General features: G+C 52.6%; 23 protein-coding genes. 8 read left to right on the top strand and 15 right to left on the bottom strand.

The window, feature by feature from the left end:
• Positions 1 to 26 precede the first annotated feature (26 nt).
• The 7 genes from B9Z46_RS06685 to B9Z46_RS06655 all read right to left on the bottom strand — a co-directional run bounded on the left by B9Z46_RS06685 (position 27) and on the right by B9Z46_RS06655 (position 6,297).
• Positions 27 to 1,034 carry an inorganic phosphate transporter gene (locus B9Z46_RS06685; protein ID WP_108255113.1) on the bottom strand — a complete coding sequence of 336 codons (1,008 nt, stop codon included), beginning with the start codon at positions 1,032 to 1,034 and terminating at the stop codon, positions 27 to 29.
• Positions 1,035 to 1,051: 17 nt separating this feature from the next.
• Positions 1,052 to 1,699, bottom strand: a complete 648-nt coding sequence (locus B9Z46_RS06680) for a DUF47 domain-containing protein (RefSeq protein ID WP_108255111.1) — start codon at positions 1,697 to 1,699, stop codon at positions 1,052 to 1,054.
• Positions 1,700 to 1,876: 177 nt separating this feature from the next.
• Positions 1,877 to 2,368: a 2-amino-4-hydroxy-6-hydroxymethyldihydropteridine diphosphokinase gene (gene folK / locus B9Z46_RS06675; RefSeq protein WP_108255109.1), complete on the bottom strand. Its 492-nt coding sequence runs from the start codon at positions 2,366 to 2,368 to the stop codon at positions 1,877 to 1,879.
• Positions 2,369 to 2,388: 20 nt separating this feature from the next.
• Complete coding sequence (gene pcnB, locus B9Z46_RS06670; RefSeq protein WP_108255107.1) at positions 2,389 to 3,879, bottom strand: polynucleotide adenylyltransferase PcnB; 1,491 nt, start codon at positions 3,877 to 3,879, stop codon at positions 2,389 to 2,391.
• Positions 3,876 to 4,541: an HAD family phosphatase gene (locus B9Z46_RS06665; RefSeq protein ID WP_108255105.1), complete on the bottom strand. Its 666-nt coding sequence runs from the start codon at positions 4,539 to 4,541 to the stop codon at positions 3,876 to 3,878. The genes pcnB and B9Z46_RS06665 overlap by 4 nt, the downstream gene beginning before the upstream one ends.
• Positions 4,538 to 5,224: a DnaA regulatory inactivator Hda gene (gene hda / locus B9Z46_RS06660; protein ID WP_108255103.1), complete on the bottom strand. Its 687-nt coding sequence runs from the start codon at positions 5,222 to 5,224 to the stop codon at positions 4,538 to 4,540. Before hda ends, B9Z46_RS06665 begins: the two co-directional genes overlap by 4 nt.
• A complete protein-coding gene (locus B9Z46_RS06655) occupies positions 5,221 to 6,297 on the bottom strand; it encodes an AI-2E family transporter (protein WP_108255101.1) in 1,077 nt (358 codons plus the stop codon). The genes hda and B9Z46_RS06655 overlap by 4 nt, the downstream gene beginning before the upstream one ends.
• A gap of 133 nt (positions 6,298 to 6,430) precedes the next feature.
• Here B9Z46_RS06655 and purM point away from each other — a divergent pair, with 133 nt between their 5' ends.
• Complete coding sequence (gene purM / locus B9Z46_RS06650; RefSeq protein ID WP_108255099.1) at positions 6,431 to 7,462, top strand: phosphoribosylformylglycinamidine cyclo-ligase; 1,032 nt, start codon at positions 6,431 to 6,433, stop codon at positions 7,460 to 7,462.
• A 4-nt stretch (positions 7,463 to 7,466) separates the two neighbouring features.
• Here purM and B9Z46_RS06645 read toward each other — a convergent pair whose 3' ends face one another.
• The gene (locus tag B9Z46_RS06645; protein WP_108255097.1) at positions 7,467 to 8,318 is read right to left on the bottom strand and encodes a SirB1 family protein; all 852 of its coding nucleotides are present in this window, start codon (positions 8,316 to 8,318) and stop codon (positions 7,467 to 7,469) included.
• Between the two features lie 15 nt (positions 8,319 to 8,333).
• A complete protein-coding gene (murJ, locus tag B9Z46_RS06640) occupies positions 8,334 to 9,899 on the bottom strand; it encodes a murein biosynthesis integral membrane protein MurJ (RefSeq protein WP_108255095.1) in 1,566 nt (521 codons plus the stop codon).
• A 117-nt stretch (positions 9,900 to 10,016) separates the two neighbouring features.
• Here murJ and rpsT point away from each other — a divergent pair, with 117 nt between their 5' ends.
• Positions 10,017 to 10,313 carry a 30S ribosomal protein S20 gene (gene rpsT / locus B9Z46_RS06635; RefSeq protein ID WP_055361275.1) on the top strand — a complete coding sequence of 99 codons (297 nt, stop codon included), beginning with the start codon at positions 10,017 to 10,019 and terminating at the stop codon, positions 10,311 to 10,313.
• 117 nt (positions 10,314 to 10,430) lie between these two features.
• Here rpsT and B9Z46_RS06630 read toward each other — a convergent pair whose 3' ends face one another.
• Positions 10,431 to 10,745, bottom strand: a complete 315-nt coding sequence (locus tag B9Z46_RS06630; RefSeq protein WP_055361276.1) for a DUF3579 domain-containing protein — start codon at positions 10,743 to 10,745, stop codon at positions 10,431 to 10,433.
• A gap of 167 nt (positions 10,746 to 10,912) precedes the next feature.
• Between B9Z46_RS06630 and B9Z46_RS06625 the strand changes: the two genes are divergently transcribed.
• Both B9Z46_RS06625 and argF read left to right on the top strand, forming a co-directional pair.
• The gene (locus B9Z46_RS06625) at positions 10,913 to 12,109 is read left to right on the top strand and encodes an aspartate aminotransferase family protein (RefSeq protein WP_108255093.1); all 1,197 of its coding nucleotides are present in this window, start codon (positions 10,913 to 10,915) and stop codon (positions 12,107 to 12,109) included.
• 5 nt (positions 12,110 to 12,114) lie between these two features.
• Positions 12,115 to 13,050: an ornithine carbamoyltransferase gene (gene argF / locus B9Z46_RS06620; protein ID WP_108255091.1), complete on the top strand. Its 936-nt coding sequence runs from the start codon at positions 12,115 to 12,117 to the stop codon at positions 13,048 to 13,050.
• Positions 13,051 to 13,094: 44 nt separating this feature from the next.
• Here the strand turns inward: argF and B9Z46_RS06615 are convergent, their stop codons facing one another.
• From B9Z46_RS06615 to B9Z46_RS06595, 5 genes are all read right to left on the bottom strand, one after another.
• On the bottom strand, positions 13,095 to 14,285 hold the full coding sequence (locus B9Z46_RS06615; RefSeq protein ID WP_108255779.1) for an FAD-dependent monooxygenase: 1,191 nt from the start codon (positions 14,283 to 14,285) through the stop codon (positions 13,095 to 13,097).
• A gap of 104 nt (positions 14,286 to 14,389) precedes the next feature.
• Positions 14,390 to 16,981 carry a bifunctional aconitate hydratase 2/2-methylisocitrate dehydratase gene (gene acnB, locus B9Z46_RS06610; protein ID WP_108255089.1) on the bottom strand — a complete coding sequence of 864 codons (2,592 nt, stop codon included), beginning with the start codon at positions 16,979 to 16,981 and terminating at the stop codon, positions 14,390 to 14,392.
• Positions 16,982 to 17,035: 54 nt separating this feature from the next.
• On the bottom strand, positions 17,036 to 17,608 hold the full coding sequence (locus tag B9Z46_RS06605; protein ID WP_055361280.1) for a hypothetical protein: 573 nt from the start codon (positions 17,606 to 17,608) through the stop codon (positions 17,036 to 17,038).
• A complete protein-coding gene (locus B9Z46_RS06600) occupies positions 17,596 to 18,546 on the bottom strand; it encodes a CoA ester lyase (protein ID WP_233245962.1) in 951 nt (316 codons plus the stop codon). Before B9Z46_RS06600 ends, B9Z46_RS06605 begins: the two co-directional genes overlap by 13 nt.
• 60 nt (positions 18,547 to 18,606) lie before the next feature.
• Positions 18,607 to 19,593 (bottom strand): malate dehydrogenase, encoded by a 987-nt coding sequence (locus tag B9Z46_RS06595; RefSeq protein ID WP_108255087.1) that lies wholly within the window; start codon positions 19,591 to 19,593, stop codon positions 18,607 to 18,609.
• Between the two features lie 229 nt (positions 19,594 to 19,822).
• On the opposite strand from B9Z46_RS06595, the gene B9Z46_RS06590 reads away from it, so the two are divergent.
• The 4 genes from B9Z46_RS06590 (at position 19,823) to sdhA (ending at position 23,426) form a co-directional block, all read left to right on the top strand.
• Positions 19,823 to 20,605: a GntR family transcriptional regulator gene (locus B9Z46_RS06590; RefSeq protein ID WP_055361283.1), complete on the top strand. Its 783-nt coding sequence runs from the start codon at positions 19,823 to 19,825 to the stop codon at positions 20,603 to 20,605.
• 142 nt (positions 20,606 to 20,747) lie between these two features.
• The gene (gene sdhC / locus B9Z46_RS06585; RefSeq protein ID WP_055361284.1) at positions 20,748 to 21,179 is read left to right on the top strand and encodes a succinate dehydrogenase, cytochrome b556 subunit; all 432 of its coding nucleotides are present in this window, start codon (positions 20,748 to 20,750) and stop codon (positions 21,177 to 21,179) included.
• Between the two features lie 15 nt (positions 21,180 to 21,194).
• Positions 21,195 to 21,560, top strand: a complete 366-nt coding sequence (gene sdhD / locus B9Z46_RS06580; protein WP_055361285.1) for a succinate dehydrogenase, hydrophobic membrane anchor protein — start codon at positions 21,195 to 21,197, stop codon at positions 21,558 to 21,560.
• A 60-nt stretch (positions 21,561 to 21,620) separates the two neighbouring features.
• On the top strand, positions 21,621 to 23,426 hold the full coding sequence (gene sdhA / locus B9Z46_RS06575; RefSeq protein ID WP_108255085.1) for a succinate dehydrogenase flavoprotein subunit: 1,806 nt from the start codon (positions 21,621 to 21,623) through the stop codon (positions 23,424 to 23,426).
• The last annotated feature ends 14 nt before the right edge of the window (positions 23,427 to 23,440 follow it).

Here is a 23,440-nt window from a genome sequence, read left to right as displayed (position 1 = left end):
GACGAGAGGGCACCGCCCTCTCGGGTTTAGAAAAGTTGCAAGCTCAGCCAGTAAGCAATGGCCGCCACAAAACCACTGGCTGGGATGGTCAAAATCCATGCCCACACAATGTTGCCCGCTACGCCCCATCGAACGGCACTTGCACGTTGGGTTGAGCCAACACCCACAATGGCACCCGTGATGGTGTGTGTCGTGGAAACAGGAATGCCCAAGGAGGTGGCCAAGAAGAGGGTTAAAGCACCGCCTGTTTCAGCACAGAAGCCACCTACTGGCTTGAGTTTGGTGATTTTCTGACCCATGGTTTTGACAATGCGCCATCCGCCAAACATGGTGCCAAAGCCAATGGCCAAGTAACAAGAAACAATGGTCCAAGAGGGGGGCGATGTTTCTGCAGCCGAGACGTAACCAGTTGCCACCAGCAACATCCAAATGATGCCGATCGTTTTTTGTGCATCGTTACCACCATGACCCAAGCTGTAAGCACCTGCTGAAACGAGTTGCAGACGGCGGAACCACTTGTCGACTTTGGAAGGTCTGCTGCGCTTGAACAAATTGGCCACCAAGACCATCATCAGGGAACCCAAAAGGAAACCCAGCAGCGGCGAAACAAAGATAAAAGTCACCGTTTTCAAAACACCCGCAGACAACAAAGCACCCGCACCTGCTTTGGCAATGACCGCACCCACAATACCGCCAATCAGGGCATGTGAGGAACTGCTGGGTATGCCGTAATACCAAGTGATCACATTCCATGTAATGGCGCCTACCAAGGCACCAAAGACCACGTGAACGTCGACCACACCGGGTTGGACAATGCCCTTGCCAACGGTGGCAGCCACGCTGAGGTGGAAGATAAAAATGGCGACGAAATTGAAGAAAGCTGCAAACACAACGGCCTGCGTTGGTTTCAAAACGCCTGTTGAAACAACCGTGGCAATTGAGTTGGCGGCATCATGAAAACCATTCATGAAGTCAAATGCCAGCGCCAAAGCCACCAGCAACATAACCACCCACAAAGCGGCTTGTGTGTCCATGCTCAAGGTTCCAAGTATCAGGAGTTCTCGAGGACGATGCCCTCGATTTGATTGGCAACGTCTTCACATTTGTCAGTGATGGTTTCAAGCAATTCGTAAATGGCTTTCAACTTGATCACTTCACGCACATCAGGCTCTTCGCGGAAAAGCTTGCTCATGGCACTGCGCATCACGCGGTCGGCATCGGACTCTAGTCGGTCAATTTCTTCGCATGTCTTCAATGCAGCTTCAGCCGTTGCGGGATCTGCAATGTTGCCCAGCATATTGACGGCATCCCGCAAACGCTCACAACATTTGACGGACAAATCGGTTAAACGGGTAATTTCTTCCGTCATGACGCGCACATCGTAAAGCGCCATGGTTTCTGCGGAGTCTTGAATCAAGTCGGCCACATCGTCCATCAAATTAATGAGCGTATGAATTTGCTCGCGATCAATGGGTGTGATGAAAGTGGTGTGAATCAAGCGATTGACTTCGTGCGTCACGCGATCGGCTGATCGCTCGGCATTGTCAACATCTTGCGTGTATTTTTCACGCAGGTGGCCGTCTGTGTAATTGAGCACCAAGTTTGAAAAGGCACGTGCCGCTTCAACGATTCGGTCTGCATGCTGGTTGAACAACTCAAAAAAGTTGCCCTCTTTGGGCAAAAGCTTGCCAAAAAACATAGGATTCTCCGTGAACAAAAAGCGAGAAATTCGCTCATTGAGGCATGCGGGAGTTTAAACCCTAAGCTTGTAAATATTGCAAAGCGGTGACATTTTTATGTCTGAAAAAAGACAATCAAAAACAGCAAATTGGCAGATATCGTAGCCCTTTGCAGCTCGGTACTTTGTCACCGAAGGTTAAAGGTCATCAGAACTAGAAGCATCTAGTTTTTCAATGGCTTGCGATTGAACGCTTTGCAAGTCTTGCGCGCTTACCCGTTGCGGCGACAGCTCCGAAAGAGGCTTCAACACAAAGGCTCTTTCCCGCATCCTTGGATGGGGCACGGTCAGCACTGGGCTTTGGATGCTTGCATCACCAAACAACAACAAGTCAATGTCCAAAGTTCGAGGCGCATTCCGATAGGGTCGCACACGGCCCGCCATGTTCTCCAAAGATTGAAAGGCCTTCAATGCTTCATAAGCATTGAGGCGCGTTTCCAAATGAAGCACCGCATTGATGTAATCGGGCCCCGTCGCATCCACAGGGGCTGACCGGTAGAAAGAGGAGCAGTTGAGGGCCCGGGTATGCGGCAATTTGCCAATGGCCTTCACAGCAGCATCTAGGGTCTGGCGCGCTTCGCCCAAATTAGCACCCAGGCCAACAAACACTGACACCCATTCACGATGCATGAAGGCCCCCTGATGTCGCCTTACTCACCCGACGGCGATTGTCCTGGCTCGGCGTTACCGGATGCACCCGAAGCATTTTTCGCCACTGGCTTTCGGCGACGCGGCGCACGTCGTGTTTTGCCAATTCCCGAAGCAGGAACGTTGCCCTTTTCAGACTTCGCCTGTTGAATCAAGTCCTCGCGAGCGGCATCGTCTGCCATGCTGAATTCTTGCCACCAATCGGCCAACGTCAAATCGACATCCGCCACTTCAGCGCGTAAACGTAAAAAGTCGAAGCCAGCGCGGAATCGGGGCTGCTCTACCAAACTGAATGGCGTACTGCCAATGCGTTTTTCAAAGCGGGGCTGCATCATCCAAATTTCGCGCATGTCAGCCGCCAATTTACCGCGTCCCGAGACGTCACCGATGCGCGCATCAAAGACTTCATCGATGGCTTCTTGCAGGGCTGGAAATGGCGGAATGCGTTTGGCAACACGCTGATCCCAACCCGCCTTGACATCGGTCCATAAAACACATGCCAGCAAAAAGCTGGGCGCCACGGGTTTTTCTTCACCTACACGGCGATCTGTGTCGGCCAATGCCGCTTTCACAAAAGGCGTATCAGCACGCTCAACCACCACATCCAACAAAGGATAGATGCCTTTGTGCAAACCCAAGGATTGCAATTGCGCCACAGAGGCCAAAGCATGGCCCGTTTGAAGCAACTTCAGCATTTCATCAAACAACCTGCTTTGCGGTACATCGGCCAGCAAGTTCAGCATGGTCGCCAAGGGCTTGGCAGTTTTGCTCTCGAACTTGAAACCCAAGGGGCTGAGCTTTGCTGCAAACCGCACCGCACGAATGATGCGCACAGGATCTTCGCGATAACGTGCAACGGGATCGCCAATCATGCGCAAGACTTTCTTTTTGGCATCCTGCATACCGCCGTGGTAGTCAACCAAATACTGAGACTCCGGGTCGTAGTACATGGCATTCACCGTGAAGTCCCGACGTGTTGCATCTTCGTCTTGGGGGCCCCAAACGTTGTCGCGCAGCACCCGGCCGCTTGAATCGACAGCGTGCGTCATACCTGCAAGTTCAGATTTGCTTGTTTTTTCATTGCCCTTGACCTGCTCTGCTGCGCGGTTGTCCAAATGGGCCCTGAAGGTAGACACTTCAATCACTTCATGCTCGCGGCCACGACCGTACACCACATGCACAATGCGAAAGCGTCGTCCGATGATGAAGGCTCGGCGAAACAAGCTTTTCACCTCTTCTGGCGTGGCATCGGTCGCCACATCAAAGTCTTTAGGACGAAGTCCTAAAAGCAAATCGCGTACCGCGCCACCCACCACATAAGCTTCATAGCCTGCATCTTGCAAAGTTCTGACCACATTCAGAGCGCGCTCGTCAACCAGGGCTGGATTGATGCCATGAACGGATGCAGGAATTTCGACGCGCTTGCCAAAATCAACAGCGCCTCGCCCGCCTTTGGGCTGGCCTAATATTTTTTGAATGAATTTTTTGATCATGAGAAAAGTTGAAGTGTGCGCCAGCCTCGATCGGTCGCAAGTTGGCGCAAACGCGCATCTGGATTGGTCGCAACGGGTGTTTGTGCCATTTCTAAAAGTGGCAAATCGTTGATTGAATCCGAATAAAAGGTAATGTGCACATCTGACCAATTCAGATTTCGTGCCGCCAACCATTGTGCAATCCGAGTGACCTTGCCTTCTTTGAATGACGGCGTACCCAAAATTTCTCCCGTGATCCAGCCTTGCTCGTCGCGCGCCAATTCAACAGCAATCAAATCAGACACACCAAAAGCAGTGGCAATGGGTCGCGTGACGAATTCATTGGTGGCAGTGACGATCATGACATGATCACCTGCCGCTTGGTGTTGTTTCACCAATTCGATTGCAGAGGGCTTCACAGCAGGCAAGATAATTTCGCGCATGAATTGGCGATGCGCGATTTCCGCTTGCTCAGCCCCCTTCAGGCGCACCGCATCCGTTGCAAATCGCACGTACTCATGAATGTCCAACACACCCGATTGATAGTCTGCGTAAAACTGATCATTGCGTGCTTTGAAAGAGACTGGGTCAGTCCAAGCAATGTGCTGACTGAATTCACCCCAGGCGTAATCGGAGTCAATTGGCAACAAAGTGTTGTCGAGATCAAACAGGGCCAACTTCATGTGCTCTCCAACATGGATTTGATCAGCGGAATGGTGATGGCCCTTTGCGTTTGTAAAGCAAACTGATCCAAGTGATTGAGCAAAGTCATCAAGCTGCTCAAGTCGCGTGAAAATCGTGTGAGCATGTAAGACATCACCTCATCACTCAAAAACAAACCTCGCGAGTCTGCCTCTTGACGCAACACTGCACGTCGCTCGTTGTCACTTAAGACCTGCAGAGCATAAACATGCCCCCAACCCAAGCGAGAACGTAAATCATCACGCAACTTGAGGTCTGCAGGGGGCAATGTGCCGGCCGCCAATACCCAACGCGGCTGACCTGACTTGGGCGTGAGAGCATTCACAAACCAATTGAATCCCATGGCCTGTTGCTCTAAATTGAACAGATGCACATCGTCCATCAACACAGCAACCCAAGATGCATCAAAACTCAGATGCGCTTCAGTTGAGGCATCCAGCCAGCCCACAGAAAGTCCTTGATCTTTGAGCGCCGCATAAACACCCTTGAGCAGATGCGTTTTGCCTGAGCCACTCTCCCCCCAAAGGTAAGTAGGGACGGGACTGGGCATTTGACCGGCGGTCCAGAGTTTGAGATGTTGCAGTGCTGCAGCATTGGGTCCTGCAAAAAAACTGTCCAAGCTGGGCGCTGTTTGCAAGCCTATGTCTAAGGCCATTTGCTTCATGCGTCAGGACCTTGGTAAATGGTGCTCTCAAAATATTGATCACGCACTCTGCGCAGTGCCACCAAAATCACCGCACTGGCAGGCAATGCCACCAGCACGCCCACAAAGCCAAACAATTGACCCAATGCCAACAAAGCAAAAATGACAGCCAAGGGATGTAAGCCAATGCGTTCACCGACCCACTTGGGTGTGAGCCAAAAGCTTTCAAGCAACTGCCCCGCACCAAACACCACCGCCACCATCAACAAAGCCTTGAGGGATGCAAATTGTAAAAATCCAGCAAACAAGGCCAAGATAAGGCCAAGCCCAAAGCCCAAGTAAGGCACGCAAACGGCCAAACCCGTGAAGACACCAATGGGCAATGCCAAATCCAATCCGAAGGCATACAGGCCGACGGCGTAGAAAACTGACAAAGCCAGCATGACCAAAATTTGTCCATGCAAATACTGGCCTAAGACTTCATCGCATTCACGCATGAAACTGTCATAGGCAGGGCGCCAGTGAAGGGGTACCCACAAAACGACTTGCGAGACCCAACGGTCCCAGTCCTTGAGCAGATAAAAAAGAACCACTGGAATCAAAATTAAATTACCCAAGACCGCCAGGGCAAAGCTGCCACCCAGTTTGAGTGAGGCCACCAACGGCTCCATCCAATCGCCTCGGTTGGCACTCAAATAGGTGAGCAGTTGTGCCTTGATGGAGGCCACATCCAAAGTCAATCGCCAGCCGTACTTGTCCAGCAGTGCATTCAAGAAGGCTGCCAATCGGTCTATAAGGGTTGGTAATTGCTGCTGAAGCAATGGAATTTCGCGGGTCAAAATGGGTACCAACAAAAACAGAACACCCATCACCGCCAGCAGCGCCAACAACTCAATCAACATCACACACAACACATGAGGCAACCAAGGGGCGGCTTTGTGCATTCGAAGCACGGCTGGATGCAGTGCGTATGCCAGCACCCCCGCGACTGCAAAGGGAACCAAGACAGGTCCCAAGACCCACAGCATCAAGGCCACCACAACAGCGACGCCCACCCCTAAAGTCAGGCGTTTGTTGGCGATATGGATGGGCATGTTGGCAATTCGTGGTTAAAGAAAATCAAAAGAAGCTGACGGCATTGGCAGATGCAAGCAGCACTGCCCCTTAAAATATGCTTAGATTTTAGTCTCCCCTCGCCCTCTTCCCCACATTTTCCCCATATTTCACATGAGCTCAACTCCCCTTTCCTACAAAGATGCTGGCGTCGACATCGTCGCGGGTGACGCTTTGGTCGAACGCATCAAGCCTCTGGCCAAAAAGACCATGCGCGAGGGTGTTTTAGCAGGCATTGGTGGGTTTGGCGCCTTGTTTGAAGTGCCCAAACGTTACAAAGAGCCTGTTTTGGTCTCTGGCACGGACGGTGTGGGCACCAAACTCAAACTCGCATTTGAGTGGAACATGCACGATACCGTGGGCATCGACCTGGTCGCGATGAGCGTCAACGATGTCTTGGTTCAAGGGGCAGAGCCGCTGTTCTTTTTGGACTACTTTGCATGCGGCAAGCTGGATGTGGACACAGCAGCTGCTGTGGTGGGCGGCATTGCCAATGGCTGCGAAATGTCCGGTTGCGCTCTGATTGGCGGCGAAACGGCCGAAATGCCAGGCATGTACCCCGCAGGCGAATACGATTTGGCCGGATTTGCGGTGGGCGCTGTTGAAAAATCAAAAATTCTCACCGGACGAGACGTCAAACCAGGCGACATCGTCTTGGGCTTGGGCTCCAATGGCGTGCATTCCAATGGTTTCAGCTTGGTTCGCAAATGCATTGAGCGGGCTGGCGCGCAATTGCCCGCCCAACTCGATGGTCAAGATTTCAAGCAAGCCATCATGGCGCCCACACGCTTGTACGTTAAAACGGTCTTGAGCGCTTTGGCCCAACACCCCATCAAAGCTTTGGCTCACATCACAGGTGGCGGTTTGTTGGAAAACATTCCCCGTGTTTTGCCCGAAGGCACTGCGGCGCATTTGGTCAAGGGCAGCTGGCCTCAATCTGAATTATTTGCATGGCTTCAAAACACGGCAGGCATTGACGACATCGAAATGAACCGCACCTTTAACAACGGAATTGGCATGGTCGTTGTCATCGATGCAACGAATGCTGCAGCTTGTGCAGACACTTTGCGCCAAGCTGGCGAAAAAGTTTATGAAATTGGTGTCATTGCTGCACAGACTGATGGTGCACAGGTAATCGTCAAGTAATTTTTCAGGAATCGATGGATGCCAGTCGCAAACGAATGATGTCGACGTCACTGGCATCGGTCGCCTGGCTCACATAAGCCTGCAAGTCATCGCGAGCCTCAGCATTCAAGCCCAAGGACATCAAAGCTAGCCCGCGATCGCGTCGCTCATAAATGGCATCGGGATTGAGGACGATCAACCGGTCCAAGACACACTTCAAGCGTTGCCAATCAGATTGGCTAGAGAAAATTTCTTTCAGATTGCGCAGCATGCGCGTCAAGATGTCACGGGGCATGGCTGGCTGCAGATACAAGCCAAGTGGCGTGTCACTGTCTTCCACGTCATCCGCAAGGTCAACACGCTGACGATAAGGTGCCAATCTCTCTGCCAAGCGCTCCAAACCCAAGGAATCGCCTGTTAAGGGATCCATCACAACCAAGCCCTCAGGCAAAGTGACTTTGACCAAGAAATGCCCCGGGAAAGAGACGCCTTCAGCCTGCAAGTCGAGTGCCTGCGCCAACTCTAACCAAATGACCGCAATCGAAATCGGAATGCCGCGACGCGTTCTGAAAACTTCATTCAGGTAACTGTTCTCGGGGGCATAAAAGTTGTTGGCATTGCCACCGAAACCCAGTTCGTTGTAGAAAAACTGGTTCAACACCGTCAACTTCTGAAGGGGCTCTGCTTCGCGCTTCAATCGCCGCTTCAACCGAACCAACAAAGCATCACAAGTGGCCAAGACCTCTTGCACGTCCAACGCGGGCTCTTCATCCTGCGCAATAGCCGCCGCAGCCTCTAGCAATGGAAAGTTCTGGTCCGCTGCCACCAAACTTTGGAAGTAGGTCAATGGGGTCACTGTGGTGGCTTGTAAATTCATAGTGCAAGCATCTTTTTAGCGACGAACAAAGGATTTCAAACGCAAACCACACAAACGCAAACACCCAAAATAAAGAAGGGCTGAAGTGATCAAAACAAGGGCCATCGCAGCCAGTCGCACTAACACTTGTTGACGGCCACCCAGCCAATCAAATTGGGTTGAAGCCACAAGCAAAAAACCAGTTAACAACAAGGTAGCAAGCGCGACTTTGGCGCTAAACCAGCCCCACCCCGGCAAGGGTTTGTAGCTGCCTTTTCGAATCAGCCCCACCAGAAGCCACATTGCATTCAACAAAGCACCCAAACCGATGGACAGCGCCAAGCCTGCATGGGCTAAAGAAGGAACCAACACAAAATTCAAGGCTTGCGTCAAGCACAAAACAAGCACCGCAATTTTGACCGGCGTTTTAATGTCCTGGCTGGCGTAGTAGCCCGGCGCAAGAACTTTGATGGCCACGAGTCCTATCAAGCCAACACCATAGCCCGTCAGCGCCATCGTCGTTTGCTTCACATCGTAGTCGGTGAATGCGCCGTAGTGATACAGCACGGACACCAAAGCTTGCGAGAAAGTGAGCAATGCAGCCGCACAAGGCAAGGCCAACAACACAACCAAGCGCAATCCCCAATCCAACATGGCAGCGTATTCAAGCTGATCACCTTTGGCCCTTGCGGCAGCCAACTGCGGCATCAAAACAGCACCCAAGGCTACACCCAAAATGGCCGTTGGAAATTCCATCAAGCGATCGGCATACGTCAACCAACTGACACTGCCTGGCGCCAAGTGAGAAGCAATCTGTGTGTTGATGAGCAGTGATATTTGAGCCACCCCCACGCCTAACAATGCCGGCAACATCAAGCTTGTAATTTGGCGTGTAGCGGGATCGTTCAAGGCTTGTTGAATGGCTCGCCAAGTCACACCAATACGCGGCAGCAATCCCAAATTTGCAAGTGCCGGAATTTGAATGGCCAGTTGCAACAAACCACCCAACATCACACCAACAGGCAAGGCATAAACCGGTTGAATGCCCTGACTTTTGAACCAGGGGGCCAAGAGCCAAGCCGCACCAATCATAGCCACATTCAACAACACAGGCGTTGCAGCAGGCACCGCAAAGCGTTTCCAAGTATTCAAAATACCTGCCGACAAGGCGACCAAGGACATGAACGCAATGTAGGGGAACATCCAACGCGTCATGAGAACAGCCGCCGCATAGGAATCGGGTTGTTGTTGCAAGCCACTGGCCATGGCCCACACCAAAAATGGTGCAACGGCTACACCCAACAAGCTCAAGAGCAACAAGGACCAAGCCAGCAAGGTGGCCACATGGTCGATCGCTTGTCGTGTGGCTGCCTCACCATTTTGAGCCTTGCTAGCTGCCAATACAGGGACAAAAGCTTGACTAAAAGCACCTTCAGCAAAGAAGCGCCGAAACAAATTAGGAATACGAAAGGCCACATTAAAGGCATCGGTGAGCGCACTGGCCCCAAAAACGGAGGCGATCAATAGCTCTCGGACCAATCCCGTGATGCGGGAGGCCAGGGTCCAAAGAGAGACAGTAGAAGCTGATTTAAGAAGGCTCACGGCGAGAGTGTAGCGACTGATTGGGTTGGCTGTCAGGGGGACTCGACTTGGCGGGATTTAGCCTGTTACAATAGCCGGCTTTGCTGACAACATCCTCAGACAACTAGGATAAATAAAATGGCTTCTGGAAAACCCAAGAAAAAGAACCCCCGCCTGGCATCAGGCCGTAAACGCGCACGTCAAGACGTGAAACTGAACGCAGCGAACACCTCACTGCGCTCTAAATACCGCACCGCCGTGAAGAACGTTGAAAAAGCTGTTCTGGCTGGTGACAAAACCAAAGCTACTGAACTGTTTGCCAAAATGCAAGCCGTTGTGGACACGATTGCTGACAAAGGCATCTTCCACAAAAACAAAGCAGCTCGCGATAAGAGCCGCTTGTCAACCAAGGTGAAAGCCTTGGCCCTCGCCTGATCAATTGATCATCAGCCCGGCGCCCACCAGGGTGCCGCCGTTTGAAACGGGTGCGCTGTCAGCAAAGAAAAAGCAAAAAGCCGTCTTAGGACGGCTTTTTTGTGGGCGTTTGACGACTCAGCGGGGATGATCAGGAAGCAGGCAGGCCTCAGACACTTGCAAATTGTTGTCTTTGGCAAAGTTCATGAGGAAGTCCCAGGCCATGGGCTCATAGTCTCTTAAATCGGTGTGGACCACAACGCATTTGATGCCACCCAAGGTCTGGGGAATGCACCATGGCGAGTAACTCAAGTGGCTGCCTGGTGTAGCGCCTCCAGGCCGAAATTGCCCCATCACGCCAGCCAAACGCTCAGCCCAATCGCTGGGTCTGAATGTGCGGCCGTCCAAGGTCACTCCTTGAATCAGTACTTCTTTGGCGTTGTTGGAAACCATCGATCAGAGGTTAGGTAATTTGACGGGCAGACATCAGGGATCGCCTCAATGTTGCATTGCACAACTATTGTATCTTATATAAGACTTAAAGCTTTATTTCTGGCTCTAAAATCTCATCTCAGCGGCCCTCTTCGTTGGGCCGATTTCTTTTCAGAGGAGTTCTCAGCATGTCTGCTTTCATTGAAGCCACTTCGCCGCACACCATGAACACCTACGGCCGATTGCCCATCGCAATGAGCCATGGTCAAGGTTGCCGATTGTGGGATGTCAATGGCAAAGAATATTTGGACGCGCTAGGCGGCATTGCGGTGAACACCTTGGGCCACAACCATCCAGAGTTGGTCCCGGCCCTGCAGGATCAACTGAGCAAGATCATCCACAGTTGCAACTACTACCATGTGCCCAACCAAGAAAAGTTGGCCGCCAAACTGGTCGAGTTGTCTGGCATGACCAATGTCTTTTTTTGCTGCACAGGCTTAGAAGCCAATGAAGCGGCCATCAAGTTGGCACGCAAGTTCGGGCACGACAAAGGCATCGACAAACCCGAGATCGTGGTTTACGAAAAAGCCTTTCATGGTCGCAGCATTGCCACACTCAGCGCCACGGGCAACACCAAGATTCAACAAGGCTTTGGACCTTTGGTTGAAGGCTTCATTCGTGTGCCAGTGAACAACATAGAAGCCTTGAAAAAAGCCACCGCCAACAACCCCAATGTCGTGGCTGTGTTCTTTGAAACCATTCAAGGCGAAGGCGGCGTCAATCCCATGCACATGGACTACCTGCGCGATGTGCGCGCACTGTGTGACGAAAAAGATTGGCTCATGATGATTGACGAAGTTCAATGCGGTATGGGCCGCACAGGCAAATGGTTTGCGCATCAATGGGCAGGCATCAAAGCCGACGTGATGCCACTGGCCAAAGGCTTGGGCTCTGGCATGCCCATCGCAGCCGTGGTGGCGGGCCCTAAAGCCGCCAACATTTTCCAACCGGGAAGTCATGGCACCACCTTCGGCGGCAATCCATTGGCCATGCGCGCGGGTGTTGAAACCATTCGCATCATGGAAAAAGACGGTTTGCTTGAGAACGCAGCACGTGTAGGTGCTCATCTCAAAGCGCGCCTTGAGCAAGGCTTGGCCGGCGTCAAAGGCGTCAAAGAAATTCGCGGCCAAGGCCTGATGTTGGGCATTGAACTCGACAAAGCTTGCGGCGCTTTGACACAACGCGCGGCCGATGCTGGATTGCTGATCAGTGTCACCGCAGACAGCGTCATTCGCATGGTGCCACCGCTCATCATGACGCAAGCCGAAGCAGATCAGGTTGCTGATATTTTGTTGCCCTTGATCAAAACATTTCTAGCGGAGTAATTTCAATGGCCACAAATGCTCAGGCATTGCCACTTCGGCATTATTTGCAATTTACCGATCTCACCGCCGATGAGTACGCGCATCTGTTCAAGCGGGCTGCTTTCATCAAAGCCAAATTCAAAGCCTACGAAAAATACCAGCCACTGACAGACCGCACATTGGCCATGATTTTTGAGAAAGCATCTACGCGCACGCGCGTCAGTTTTGAAGCCGGCATGTACCAACTGGGTGGATCTGTGGTTCACCTCACCACGGGCGACAGCCAATTGGGCCGCGCAGAGCCCATTGAAGACAGTGCGCGCGTGATCAGCCGCATGGTTGACCTGGTGATGATTCGCACGTATGGCCAAGACAAGATTGAAAACTTTGCAGCGCACTCACGTGTGCCTGTGATCAATGGCTTGACCAATGAGTTCCATCCTTGCCAAATCTTGGCAGACATCTTTACCTACATTGAACACCGCGGTTCCATCCAAGGTAAAACAGTCGCGTGGGTAGGCGATGGCAACAACATGGCCAACACTTGGCTTCAAGCGGCCGACTTGCTTGGCTTTAAAGTAAACCTCAGCACCCCCAGCGGTTATGAGGTCGACCCGTCGGTGGTTGGCGTCAGAAGCGCCGCCAGCACACAGTTCTTCAAAGATCCTATGCAAGCCTGCGAAGGTGCCGACTTGGTAACCACCGATGTCTGGACCAGCATGGGCTACGAAGCCGAAAACGAAGCGCGCAAAAAAGCCTTTGCCGACTGGTGTGTGGACGAAGACATGATGAAGGTTGCCAAGCCAGATGCCTTGTTCATGCACTGCTTACCTGCACACCGCGGCGAAGAAGTCAGTGCGGAAGTCATTGATGGCCCGCAATCCGTCGTGTGGGACGAAGCAGAAAATCGAATGCATGCGCAAAAAGCGCTGATGGAGTTTTTGCTGTTGGGCCAAGTTTAAAACGCGGTGAATTTAGCAGCGAATTAGCCGTGACCAAGGCTGATTCAGGGGCCCGCATAAAGCCAGGGCAAATCCATCAAGGACTCCCCCATCATGCGCATGGCGATGTTTCTGCCCCAGCGCAACGGCCCTTGCATGTGAAAGATCTCACCGTTTCGAATCGATCTTTGTTGAACCCTGGCATTTCGAGCCCACCGGGCTTGCGCATACAACTGCCAGCGCTCGGCGACACTTAAATCGCTTCTTGCCCAACATGAGGCCAGTTGCGATGCATCCTCAATGGCCATGCCTGCACCCTGCGCCAAAAACGGACGCATAGGATGCGCCGCATCGCCCAATAAAGCAATTCGGCCTTTGGCCATTTCGTGAAAGCCCGCAACGGGCGGTCGATCGCACAAGGGCCACATGCGCCAAGCCGACACAGTTTCCAAAATCTTTTTCAAATCGGCATGCGCAAAGCCCATGGCCAAGTCAAGATCTCGCTTGTTGGCTGCGTGATCCCAATCTTCAAGTGACTCTGGCGAACGGGCCCGCACAATGACCACCAAGTTCAAAAATTCTCCACGCCTGACGGGATAAAGCACTGCGTGAACCTGAGGCCCCACCCACACCGTGACATCTTGTGTTCGCAAACTTTCAGGCAAGGCTTGCATAGGCACAAGTGCACGGTAGGCTATCAATCCCGTGACGCGAGGCGAGGTTTGGGGCACAACATATTGACGTGTGGTACTCCACAGCCCATCCGCGCCTACAACGGCCTCTGCCGTGACATGTTCAAAGCGCCCTTCGGGAAGGCCGCGGCCACTGACAGAGAGGTGGTCAGTCTCCTCACGAATCAAATCGATTGGAGTGTTGAGACTTAATTGGCATGTGCCAGAACGAAGCACATGATTCAACAAAACTTGATGCAGGTCTGCACGATGTACCGTGAAGTAAGGCGCACCATAAGTCTCAAGACTTCTTTGCCCCAAACGCAGTACACCCAAGGAAGCGCCTGAATGGGTATCCCGCACATGCAAACGATGGGGTGAGAAAACTACGTCTTGCAAGGACTTTTCCAAACCCCACGCGAACAAGGTTCGGGTGACATTGGGCCCCATCTGAATACCCGCACCCACTTCACTGAAGACTTGGGCACGCTCGACGACGTGTGGCTGTGCACCTTGCTGCGCACAAGCCAAAGCGGCCGCCATGCCACCGATACCGCCGCCGACAATGAGTATTGAATTTTTCACAAGGTCCATTTTGCAGTGAAGTTTTCAGCCCAACATGCGCGCCATCAAAAAAGCCCAAAAGACTGACATCTTTTGGGCTTTGGGTCTAAGCTGAAAAGCTTGGATTAAGCAGCTACACCTTTGGCCACTTCTGCGTACTCTTCGATCTTGTCGAAGTTCATGTACTTGTAGATCTGACTTCCGTCTTTGTTGATTTCAGTCATGCTGGCTTGGTACTCTTCTACCGTTGGAATGCGGCCCAGCTTAGAGCTGATGGCAGCCACTTCGGCAGAACCCAAGTAGACGTTGGTATTTTTACCCAAACGGTTGGGGAAGTTGCGCGTGGATGTAGAAACAACCGTCGCACCTTCGCGCACCTGAGCTTGGTTGCCCATGCACAAGGAGCAGCCTGGCATTTCTGTGCGCGCACCAGCAGCACCGAACACACCGTAGTGGCCTTCTTTGGTCAATTCGGCGGCATCCATTTTGGTTGGGGGTGCAACCCACAACTTCACTGGAATGTCGCGACGACCTTCAAGTAGCTTGGATGCTGCACGGAAGTGACCAATGTTGGTCATGCAAGAGCCGATGAAAACTTCGTCAATCTTGGTGCCCGCAACTTCTGACAACAACTTGGCATCATCAGGATCGTTAGGGCAGCACATAACGGGTTCTTTGAGCTGGTCCATGTCAATTTCGAGCACGTGAGCGTACTCTGCATTGGCATCGGCTTCGAGCAAGTTGGGATTGGCCAACCAGGCCTCGACCGCCTTGATACGACGCTCAAGGGCGCGCTTGTCACTGTAGCCTTGCGCAATCATGTTCTTCATCAGAACAATGTTGGAGTTGAGATACTCTTTGACCGGCTCAGGATTGAGCTTGACGGTGCAACCAGCAGCAGAGCGCTCGGCAGAAGCATCTGACAATTCAAAGGCTTGCTCCACTTTCAAATCGGGCAGGCCTTCAATTTCCAAAATACGGCCAGAGAATTCATTGATCTTGCCGGACTTGGCAACGGTCAACAAGCCTGCTTTGATGGCGTAGTAAGGAATGGCGTGAACCAAGTCGCGCAAAGTGATGCCAGGCTGCATCTTGCCTTTGAAACGAACCAAGATGGACTCAGGCATGTCCAAAGGCATCACGCCAGTAGCGGCACCGAAAGCCACCAAGCCAGAACCTGCAGGGAAAGAAATACCAATAGGGAAACGTGTGTGAGAGTCGCCACCGGTACCGACTGTGTCGGGCAACAACAGACGGTTCAACCAGCTGTGAATCACACCGTCACCGGGCTTCAGAGAAACACCACCACGATTGCTCATGAAAGCAGGCAGTTCATGGTGCATCTTGACGTCAACAGGCTTTGGATAAGCTGCCGTGTGGCAGAAGGACTGCATCACCATGTCAGCACTGAAACCCAAGCATGCCAAGTCTTTCAACTCGTCACGCGTCATGGTACCTGTGGTGTCTTGTGAACCCACAGTGGTCATTTTGGGTTCGCAATATGTACCGGGGCGAACGCCCTGACCTTCTGGCAAACCGCAGGCACGGCCCACCATTTTTTGAGCCAAGGTGAAACCAGCTTGGGTCGAAGCTGGCACTTTAGGCAAGCGGAACAAAGTTGAAGTGGGCAGACCCAAGAACTCGCGTGCCTTGCCGGTCAATGAGCGGCCAATGATCAAATTGATACGACCACCCGCACGGACTTCATCAAATAACATCTCGCTGCGCACTTCAAACTCTGCAATCAAAGTGCCGTTTTTCATGATCTTGCCTTCGTAAGGCAAAACATCAATCACATCGCCCATTTCCAATTTGGAAACGTCAACTTCAATGGGCAATGCGCCAGAGTCTTCTTGTGTGTTGAAGAAAATGGGTGCAATTTTGCCGCCCAAAGTCACACCGCCAAAGCGCTTGTTGGGCACAAAAGGAATGTCTTCACCAAAGCCCCAGATGATGCTGTTGGTGGCAGATTTGCGTGAAGAACCCGTACCGACCACGTCACCCACGTAGGCTACCAAGTGACCTTTTTTCTTGAGTTCTTCAATGAACGCCATGGGGCCACGCTTGCCATCTTCTTCTGGTTTGAAAGCGGCATCAGGGCGTGTGTTTTTCAACATGGCCAAGTAGTGCAATGGAATGTCGGGGCGGCTCCATGCATCAGGCGCGGGAGACAAGTCGTCGGTATTGGTTTCACCAGGCACCTTGAAAACTGTCACCGTGATTTTCTTCTCAACTTCAGGACGTGATGTAAACCATTCCGCATCGGCCCAGCTCTTGATCACAGCGCTGGCATTGGCGTTGCCAGCTTTGGATTTTTCTGCAACGTCATGGAAAAAGTCAAACATCAACAAAGTTTTCTTCAATCCTTCTGCAGCCACAGCACCTACTTCTTTGTCGTCGAGCAAATCGATCAACGGCTTGACGTTGTAGCCACCCACCATGGTGCCCAACAACTCTGTCGCCTTGGCTTTGCTGATCAATGCAACATTCAGATCGCCGTGCGCAACTGCGGACAAGAAAGAAGCTTTCACTTTGGCGGCATCGTCAACACCTGGGGGCACACGATGTGTCAGCAGGTCTAACAAGAAGGCATCTTCACCTTGTGGCGGATTCTTGATCAGATCAATCAATTCTGCGGTTTGCTTTGCATCCAAAGGCAGCGGGGGGATACCCAGCGCTGCGCGTTCGGCGGCATGTTCACGGTAGGCTTTCAACATGGTTTTCTCCTGTCTAAATAAATTTACAAATCAATAATTTTCAAACGACTCCATTCAGCGCTGCACTGATGCCGCAGGACTGCTGACATCGATCAAGGCTGGCGGGGGATTGACTTTCATGTCGTTGGCGACGGCCACCTGGTCTGGGTGCGCACATTCATCTGCCAATCGACGTCCATTTTTTTGGTCCATAAGCATGGATTTGTTGGCAAGCTGCAGCCACACTGCGCCTGCTTTTTCATCTTCCAAACGAATAGCACCTGTACTTGTGGTCACAGGTCGCATTCTGTATTTGTAGCCTTTGCCTTGCAAGTTGAAGTACCCAGGGGCATTGGCATCAGCTGTCATGCGAACAGTAGCGCCCAACTCGCAAGGCAGCTGCCCCACGTGCACGCGCTCTGCAATGCTGAGCTCTTGCGGCGCCAAGGCGAGTTCTGTGTCGGCAACAACTGCTTTCGAGGCTTCGTTCTTCTTCTGAGATTTGGCAGTGCTTGCTTGTACGGCAGGCTTGGCCTTGCCTTCTTTTTTACTCGCCACATTTGTCGCACTTGAGGACTGAGCTTGCGCCACGTGAGCGCCGAGCAGACAGCTCAAGATAAACAAGCTGATGATTTTCAAGCTGCGCATGATGTCTCTCCAAAATAGGATTGAACTGACGCTGGCAAGGGCCTTCCGGTTTGATAGGCACGCTCAAGCACTTGCCAAAAAAATCTGTAACTGGCGCGATCATGCAATTGACCTGCATGACTTACTGGCGCCCATTCAGCGCGTTGGGCCGCCGATATCAACTCTGCAGCTTGTTCAATTTCTTGTGCACTAGGGGCGAGGGCCTCGACCACAGGTCTGATTTGACTGGGGTGAATACTCCACATGCGTGTAAAGCCCAGCTCACGTGACGCTTTGGTGGCCGCCACTTTGATGGCATTCAGATCACTGAATTCAGTCACCACACAATGCGATGGCACTTTGCCGTTGGCATGGCATGCGCTGGCGATCTCCAGTTTGGCGCGCAACACCAAGGGGTGTGTAAATTGCCCCTGAACGCCCATGCCGCTGGCGGGAATGGCGCCGCCATGGGCAGAAACAAAATCCATCAATCCAAAACTCAAAGATTGCACCCGAGGATGGGCTGCAATTTCAAACGCGCGGTGAACTGCAGCGGGGGACTCAATCAAAACATGCAATGGCAGATTCAATGCACCCACTTGGTTCAGTGCACTGGCAGCCGTCTCAACATCTGCAACAGATTCCACCTTGGGGATCATCACATGTCGCAAGCGTGAATGAACACGACCTAAGATCAGGTCCACATCGTCGAAAAACGAAGGATGATCAACCGGATGAACGCGGACAGCAAGCCTGGCTTCTGGCGCTGCGCTGCTTGTCATTTCTTTCACCAAATGGGCATGCTCAATTTCGCCGCCAACAGGCGCGCCATCTTCGCAATCCAAGGTGACATCGAAGACGCAAGCACCGAACTCTTGCGTCATCTCTGCTTGCAGTTGCAAGCTTTTGCGCATCCGCACTTCGACACCGCTGTAATGGTCACAAACAGGCAAGACCATGCTTGCCGCTTGTGAGCCCAACAGAATGTCGCGCGGATGCTTCACAACAGTGACGTCTGATTAGACCAAGTGCGCCACGCCGGCTTGCTCGTCTGTCAGCTCTTTCAAAGTTTTGTCGATGCAAGATTGGCTGAACGCATCAATTTCCAAACCTTCCACCACTTTGTATTCACCGTTTTCGCATGTGACGGGGAAACCGAACATGACGTCTTTGGGAATGCCGTACCAACCTTGTGAAGGAATGCCCATGGTGACCCACTGGCCGTTGGTGCCTAAGGCCCAGTCGCGCATGTGATCGATGGCAGCATTGGCAGCAGAAGCAGCTGAAGACAAACCACGTGCTTCGATGATGGCTGCACCGCGCTTGCCCACTGTGGGCAAGAACACGTTGGCGTTCCACTCTTGGTCGTTGATCATGGTCTTGACAGATTCGCCATTGATGGTGGCAAAGCGGTAGTCAGCGTACATGGTGGGCGAATGGTTGCCCCAAACGCACAGCTTTTGAATGTCGGCCACGGCTTTGCCGGTTTTGGCGGCGATTTGTGAAGCAGCGCGGTTGTGGTCCAAACGCAGCATGGCAGTGAAGTTGCCAGGCTTGAGATCAGGGGCACTCTTCATGGCGATGTAGGCATTGGTGTTGGCGGGGTTACCGACCACCAAAACTTTGACATTGCGTGAAGCCACAGCGTTCAAGGCCTTGCCTTGCGCTGTGAAAATGGCGCCATTGATGGCGAGCAACTCAGCGCGCTCCATGCCAGGGCCGCGAGGACGTGAACCCACCAACAAGGCGTAGTCGGTGTCTTTGAAAGCGGTCATGGGGTCGGAGTGGGCTTCCATGCCAGCCAGCAAGGGGAATGCGCAATCGTCCAACTCCATCATCACGCCCTTCAAAGCTTTTTGGGCTTTTTCATCGGGGATTTCGAGCAATTGCAAGATCACAGGTTGATCTTTGCCCAACATTTCGCCGGAAGCGATGCGGAACAACAATGCGTATCCAATTTGACCAGCGGCTCCTGTGACGGCGACGCGAACGGGCTTTTTGCTCATGGTGTGAACTCCAGATAGTGATAAGAAAACGGACTTCGCCGACCCCATCTGTGCATTCACTGCCGACCGGGTCATCTGGGTCTTCCAGACAGGTACACAAATAAATCTGAGTACGGGCAAACAGCTTTCGAGTGTACCCGCGAAAACCCGCAAAAGTCAATTTGTCTTATGTCTTATATAAGATATCATTGCCCCACTTTTGTGCCCGCCCTTTTCAAGGGCCAATGACATGACATCCCAAGTTTTTTCTGATGATTCCGCCGGTTTTCCAGACGCATCAGCAGCAGCGCCAGCCTTCAGCCCTCTGTACCAGCAAATCAAGGGGCTGATTCTCCAAAGCCTGCAATCGGGCGAATGGAAACCGGGCGAAGGAATACCCAGCGAAATGGACCTGGCGGCCCGCTACCGCGTCAGCCAAGGCACGGTTCGCAAAGCCATTGATGAATTGGCCAATGGCAATCTCTTGGTTCGCCGGCAAGGCAAAGGGACCTTTGTGGCCACCCACGCCGAGCAACAAGTCCAATACCGATTCCTCAAACTACTGCCCGATGAGGGAGATCCCAAAAGCGAAGGTCCAGCGCAACGCAAAATCATCGACTGCAAGCGCCTAAGAGCCAATGCCGACATTGGGCGTGCGCTGGCATTGCGCACCGGCGACGCCGTCTTGCAAGTCAGACGTGTACTTTCGTTCGCGGGCGCACCAACCATTTTGGAAGACTTGTGGTTGCCCGGCAATCCCTTCAAAGGCCTCACAGCAGAACGTCTCAGTGAGTATGACGGCCCCATGTATGCGCTGTTCGAGACCGAATTTGGTGTCCGCATGGTCCGCGCAGAAGAACGCATCAAAGCAGTGGTGCCGGATGCTGCGCAATGCAAGCTCCTCGAGATTAAATCTCACACACCCCTGTTAAGTGTGGAGCGCATCGCCTACACCTACAACGACACGCCGATGGAATTGCGTCGAGGCTTTTATGTCACCGACACCCATCATTACCATAACGAACTCAATTGACGCCTAGGCGACTTTTTTGAAGCAATGACATCTCGATGTGTAATTTCTTTCTGAAATCCTCATGTCAGTTTGTTGCGTTGCAATAGAATCCGCGAACACTGAATTTAAAAATGACAGTGCCGTTACCAAAGAGGAATAAAAAATGACCGAAACCGCCCGTCAAAGGCCTGAATTTCGCAACATCAACGCCATCAGCGATTTGCCTACCTATCGCCTTCCTGCGGCGGGTTGGGTGTCCATCCTGCACCGCGTCAGCGGCGCTTTGATGTTTTTGCTGATGCCCTTCATCATTTGGATGTTTGACAACTCAATCACATCTGAGTTTTCATTTGCCGCATTTGCTGCCGCCTTCAATGTTGGCATCGGCTTCATCCCAGGCTGGTTCATGAAATTGGTCGCTCTGGCCCTCATTTGGGCCTATTTGCACCACTTCATTGCGGGTGTTCGTCACCTCTACATGGACACTTTCCATGCGGTGACCAAAGAATTCGGCAAGTCTTCTGCCGTGGCCACGCTGGTTTTAAGCCTTGGCCTCACTGTCGTTCTCGCTGCCAAATTGTTTGGCCTTTACTAATTAGGAACAGAACTCATGTCAGTCAATTACGGTTCCAAACGCGTCACAACAGGCGCTCGCTACGGTCTGCGCGACTGGTTGGCCCAACGCATTACTGCAGCCCTGATGGCCTCCTTCACCTTGGTGGTGTTGGCGCAAGTTATTTTCACCAGTGGCCCCATTGGCTACGAAGAGTGGTCCGGCATTTTTTCAGCCCAATGGATGAAGTTTTTAACTTTTGTCACCATCCTCTCTTTGCTCTATCACGCATGGGTTGGCATTCGTGACATTTGGATGGACTACATCAAACCCTTGGGTTTGCGTCTTTTCTTGCACGTTGCTTCATTGGCTTGGCTCATCGGTTGCGCTGGCTGGGCTGTTCAGGCCTTGTGGCGTCTTTGATGCCGTTCAGATCCGCTTAAAGACTGAACCCCATCCTTATTCAACAAGAATTCAAACACCATGACTTACACCAAAGACAAGATCGCCACGCGTAAATTTGACGTCGTGATCGTCGGCGCAGGCGGCTCCGGCATGCGCGCTTCATTGCAACTGGCACGTGCCGGTTTGAACGTTGCTGTTCTCTCCAAAGTATTCCCCACACGCTCACACACTGTGGCCGCGCAAGGTGGTATTGGCGCTTCATTGGGCAACATGTCCGATGACAACTGGCACTACCACTTCTACGACACCATCAAGGGTTCTGACTGGCTGGGCGACCAAGACGCCATCGAATTCATGTGCCGCGAAGCACCCAAGGTGGTGTACGACCTTGAACACATGGGCATGCCCTTTGACCGCAACCCAGACGGCACCATTTACCAACGTCCTTTTGGTGGTCACACCGCCAACTATGGCGAAAAGCCTGTGCAGCGTGCTTGCGCTGCGGCCGACCGTACCGGTCACGCCATGTTGCACACCTTGTACCAACAAAACGTCAAAGCCAAAACCAGCTTCTTCGTGGAGTGGATGGCCCTTGATTTGATCCGCGACGCCGAAGGCGATGTGGTGGGCGTCACTGCCCTCGAAATGGAAACCGGCGACTTGCACATCTTGCATGCCAAGACTGTGTTGTTGGCCACCGGCGGCGCAGGCCGTATCTTTGCAGCTTCAACCAATGCCTTCATCAATACCGGCGACGGCTTGGGCATGGCAGCGCGTGCTGGCATTCCTTTGGAGGATATGGAATTCTGGCAGTTCCACCCCACTGGCGTGGCCGGTGCCGGTGTGTTGCTGACAGAGGGTTGCCGCGGTGAAGGCGCCATTTTGTTGAACAGCAATGGCGAACGTTTCATGGAGCGCTATGCGCCTACATTGAAAGACTTGGCCCCTCGCGACTTCGTGTCACGCTCTATGGACCAAGAGATCAAAGAAGGCCGTGGTTGCGGCCCCAACAAAGACTATGTGCTTTTGAAACTGGACCACTTGGGTGCAGAAACCATTCACAAGCGCTTGCCTTCTGTGTACGAAATTGGCGTCAACTTCGCCAACGTCGACATCACCAAAGAACCCATTCCTGTGGTGCCGACCATCCACTATCAAATGGGCGGCATTCCCACCAACGTCCACGGCCAAGTGGTCACGCAAACGGCCAGCAGCCACAACGCCGTGGTCAATGGCTTGTACGCTGTGGGCGAATGCTCTTGCGTCAGCGTTCACGGCGCCAACCGTTTGGGCACCAACTCTTTGCTCGACTTGTTGGTGTTTGGTCGCGCAGCCGGCAACCACATTGTTGACTTTGCCAGCAAAACCAAAGCGCACAAAGATTTGCCGAAAGACGCAGCCGACTTCACGCTGGCGCGCCTCAACCGCCTCGAAGGTCGCAAAGGCGAATACGCCCAAGATGTGGCCAACGACATGCGCGCAACGATGCAAAAACATGCTGCTGTGTTCCGCACACAGGCCAGCATGGACGAAGGCGTGCAAAAAATTGCCGAGATTCGCGAGCGCGTCAATGCCATTGGTTTGACCGACAACTCCAAAGTCTTCAACACAGCCCGCATTGAAGCCTTGGAAGTTGACAACTTGATCGAATGCGCTCAATCCACCATGGTGTCTGCTGCCGCTCGCAAGGAATGCCGCGGCGCTCACACCGTGAGCGATTACGAGCGTCCAGCCGATGATCCGATCGCACCCTTGGGCCGTGACGATGCCAACTGGATGAAACACACCTTGTGGCACAGCGAAAGCAACAGCCTGACTTACAAGCCCGTCAACTTGAAACCGCTGACTGTGGACTCTGTGCCACCCAAAGTCCGTACGTTCTAAATTACTGAAGGTTG

Source organism: Limnohabitans sp. Hippo4 (genome assembly GCF_003063605.1).
In the GTDB taxonomy this organism is placed as follows: Bacteria; Pseudomonadota; Gammaproteobacteria; order Burkholderiales; family Burkholderiaceae_C; genus Limnohabitans_A.
This window is presented reverse-complemented; position numbering and strand designations above follow the sequence as displayed.

What these genes read in the sequence shown, in the direction of transcription:
- B9Z46_RS06665 (WP_108255105.1), bottom strand. Translation starts at nt 4,541, where the DNA reads ATGAAGTTGGCCCTGTTTGATCTCGACAACACTTTGTTGCCAATTGAC.
- sdhC (WP_055361284.1), top strand. Translation starts at nt 20,748, where the DNA reads ATGACCGAAACCGCCCGTCAAAGGCCTGAATTTCGCAACATCAACGCC.
- B9Z46_RS06680 (WP_108255111.1), bottom strand. Translation starts at nt 1,699, where the DNA reads ATGTTTTTTGGCAAGCTTTTGCCCAAAGAGGGCAACTTTTTTGAGTTG.
- pcnB (WP_108255107.1), bottom strand. Translation starts at nt 3,879, where the DNA reads ATGATCAAAAAATTCATTCAAAAAATATTAGGCCAGCCCAAAGGCGGG.
- B9Z46_RS06590 (WP_055361283.1), top strand. Translation starts at nt 19,823, where the DNA reads ATGACATCCCAAGTTTTTTCTGATGATTCCGCCGGTTTTCCAGACGCA.
- rpsT (WP_055361275.1), top strand. Translation starts at nt 10,017, where the DNA reads ATGGCTTCTGGAAAACCCAAGAAAAAGAACCCCCGCCTGGCATCAGGC.
- purM (WP_108255099.1), top strand. Translation starts at nt 6,431, where the DNA reads ATGAGCTCAACTCCCCTTTCCTACAAAGATGCTGGCGTCGACATCGTC.
- B9Z46_RS06600 (WP_233245962.1), bottom strand. Translation starts at nt 18,546, where the DNA reads ATGGTCTTGCCTGTTTGTGACCATTACAGCGGTGTCGAAGTGCGGATG.
- sdhD (WP_055361285.1), top strand. Translation starts at nt 21,195, where the DNA reads ATGTCAGTCAATTACGGTTCCAAACGCGTCACAACAGGCGCTCGCTAC.
- argF (WP_108255091.1), top strand. Translation starts at nt 12,115, where the DNA reads ATGGCCACAAATGCTCAGGCATTGCCACTTCGGCATTATTTGCAATTT.
- hda (WP_108255103.1), bottom strand. Translation starts at nt 5,224, where the DNA reads ATGAAGCAAATGGCCTTAGACATAGGCTTGCAAACAGCGCCCAGCTTG.
- B9Z46_RS06625 (WP_108255093.1), top strand. Translation starts at nt 10,913, where the DNA reads ATGTCTGCTTTCATTGAAGCCACTTCGCCGCACACCATGAACACCTAC.
- B9Z46_RS06595 (WP_108255087.1), bottom strand. Translation starts at nt 19,593, where the DNA reads ATGAGCAAAAAGCCCGTTCGCGTCGCCGTCACAGGAGCCGCTGGTCAA.
- acnB (WP_108255089.1), bottom strand. Translation starts at nt 16,981, where the DNA reads ATGTTGAAAGCCTACCGTGAACATGCCGCCGAACGCGCAGCGCTGGGT.
- B9Z46_RS06605 (WP_055361280.1), bottom strand. Translation starts at nt 17,608, where the DNA reads ATGCGCAGCTTGAAAATCATCAGCTTGTTTATCTTGAGCTGTCTGCTC.
- sdhA (WP_108255085.1), top strand. Translation starts at nt 21,621, where the DNA reads ATGACTTACACCAAAGACAAGATCGCCACGCGTAAATTTGACGTCGTG.
- folK (WP_108255109.1), bottom strand. Translation starts at nt 2,368, where the DNA reads ATGCATCGTGAATGGGTGTCAGTGTTTGTTGGCCTGGGTGCTAATTTG.
- B9Z46_RS06645 (WP_108255097.1), bottom strand. Translation starts at nt 8,318, where the DNA reads ATGAATTTACAAGCCACCACAGTGACCCCATTGACCTACTTCCAAAGT.
- B9Z46_RS06630 (WP_055361276.1), bottom strand. Translation starts at nt 10,745, where the DNA reads ATGGTTTCCAACAACGCCAAAGAAGTACTGATTCAAGGAGTGACCTTG.
- B9Z46_RS06685 (WP_108255113.1), bottom strand. Translation starts at nt 1,034, where the DNA reads ATGGACACACAAGCCGCTTTGTGGGTGGTTATGTTGCTGGTGGCTTTG.
- B9Z46_RS06655 (WP_108255101.1), bottom strand. Translation starts at nt 6,297, where the DNA reads ATGCCCATCCATATCGCCAACAAACGCCTGACTTTAGGGGTGGGCGTC.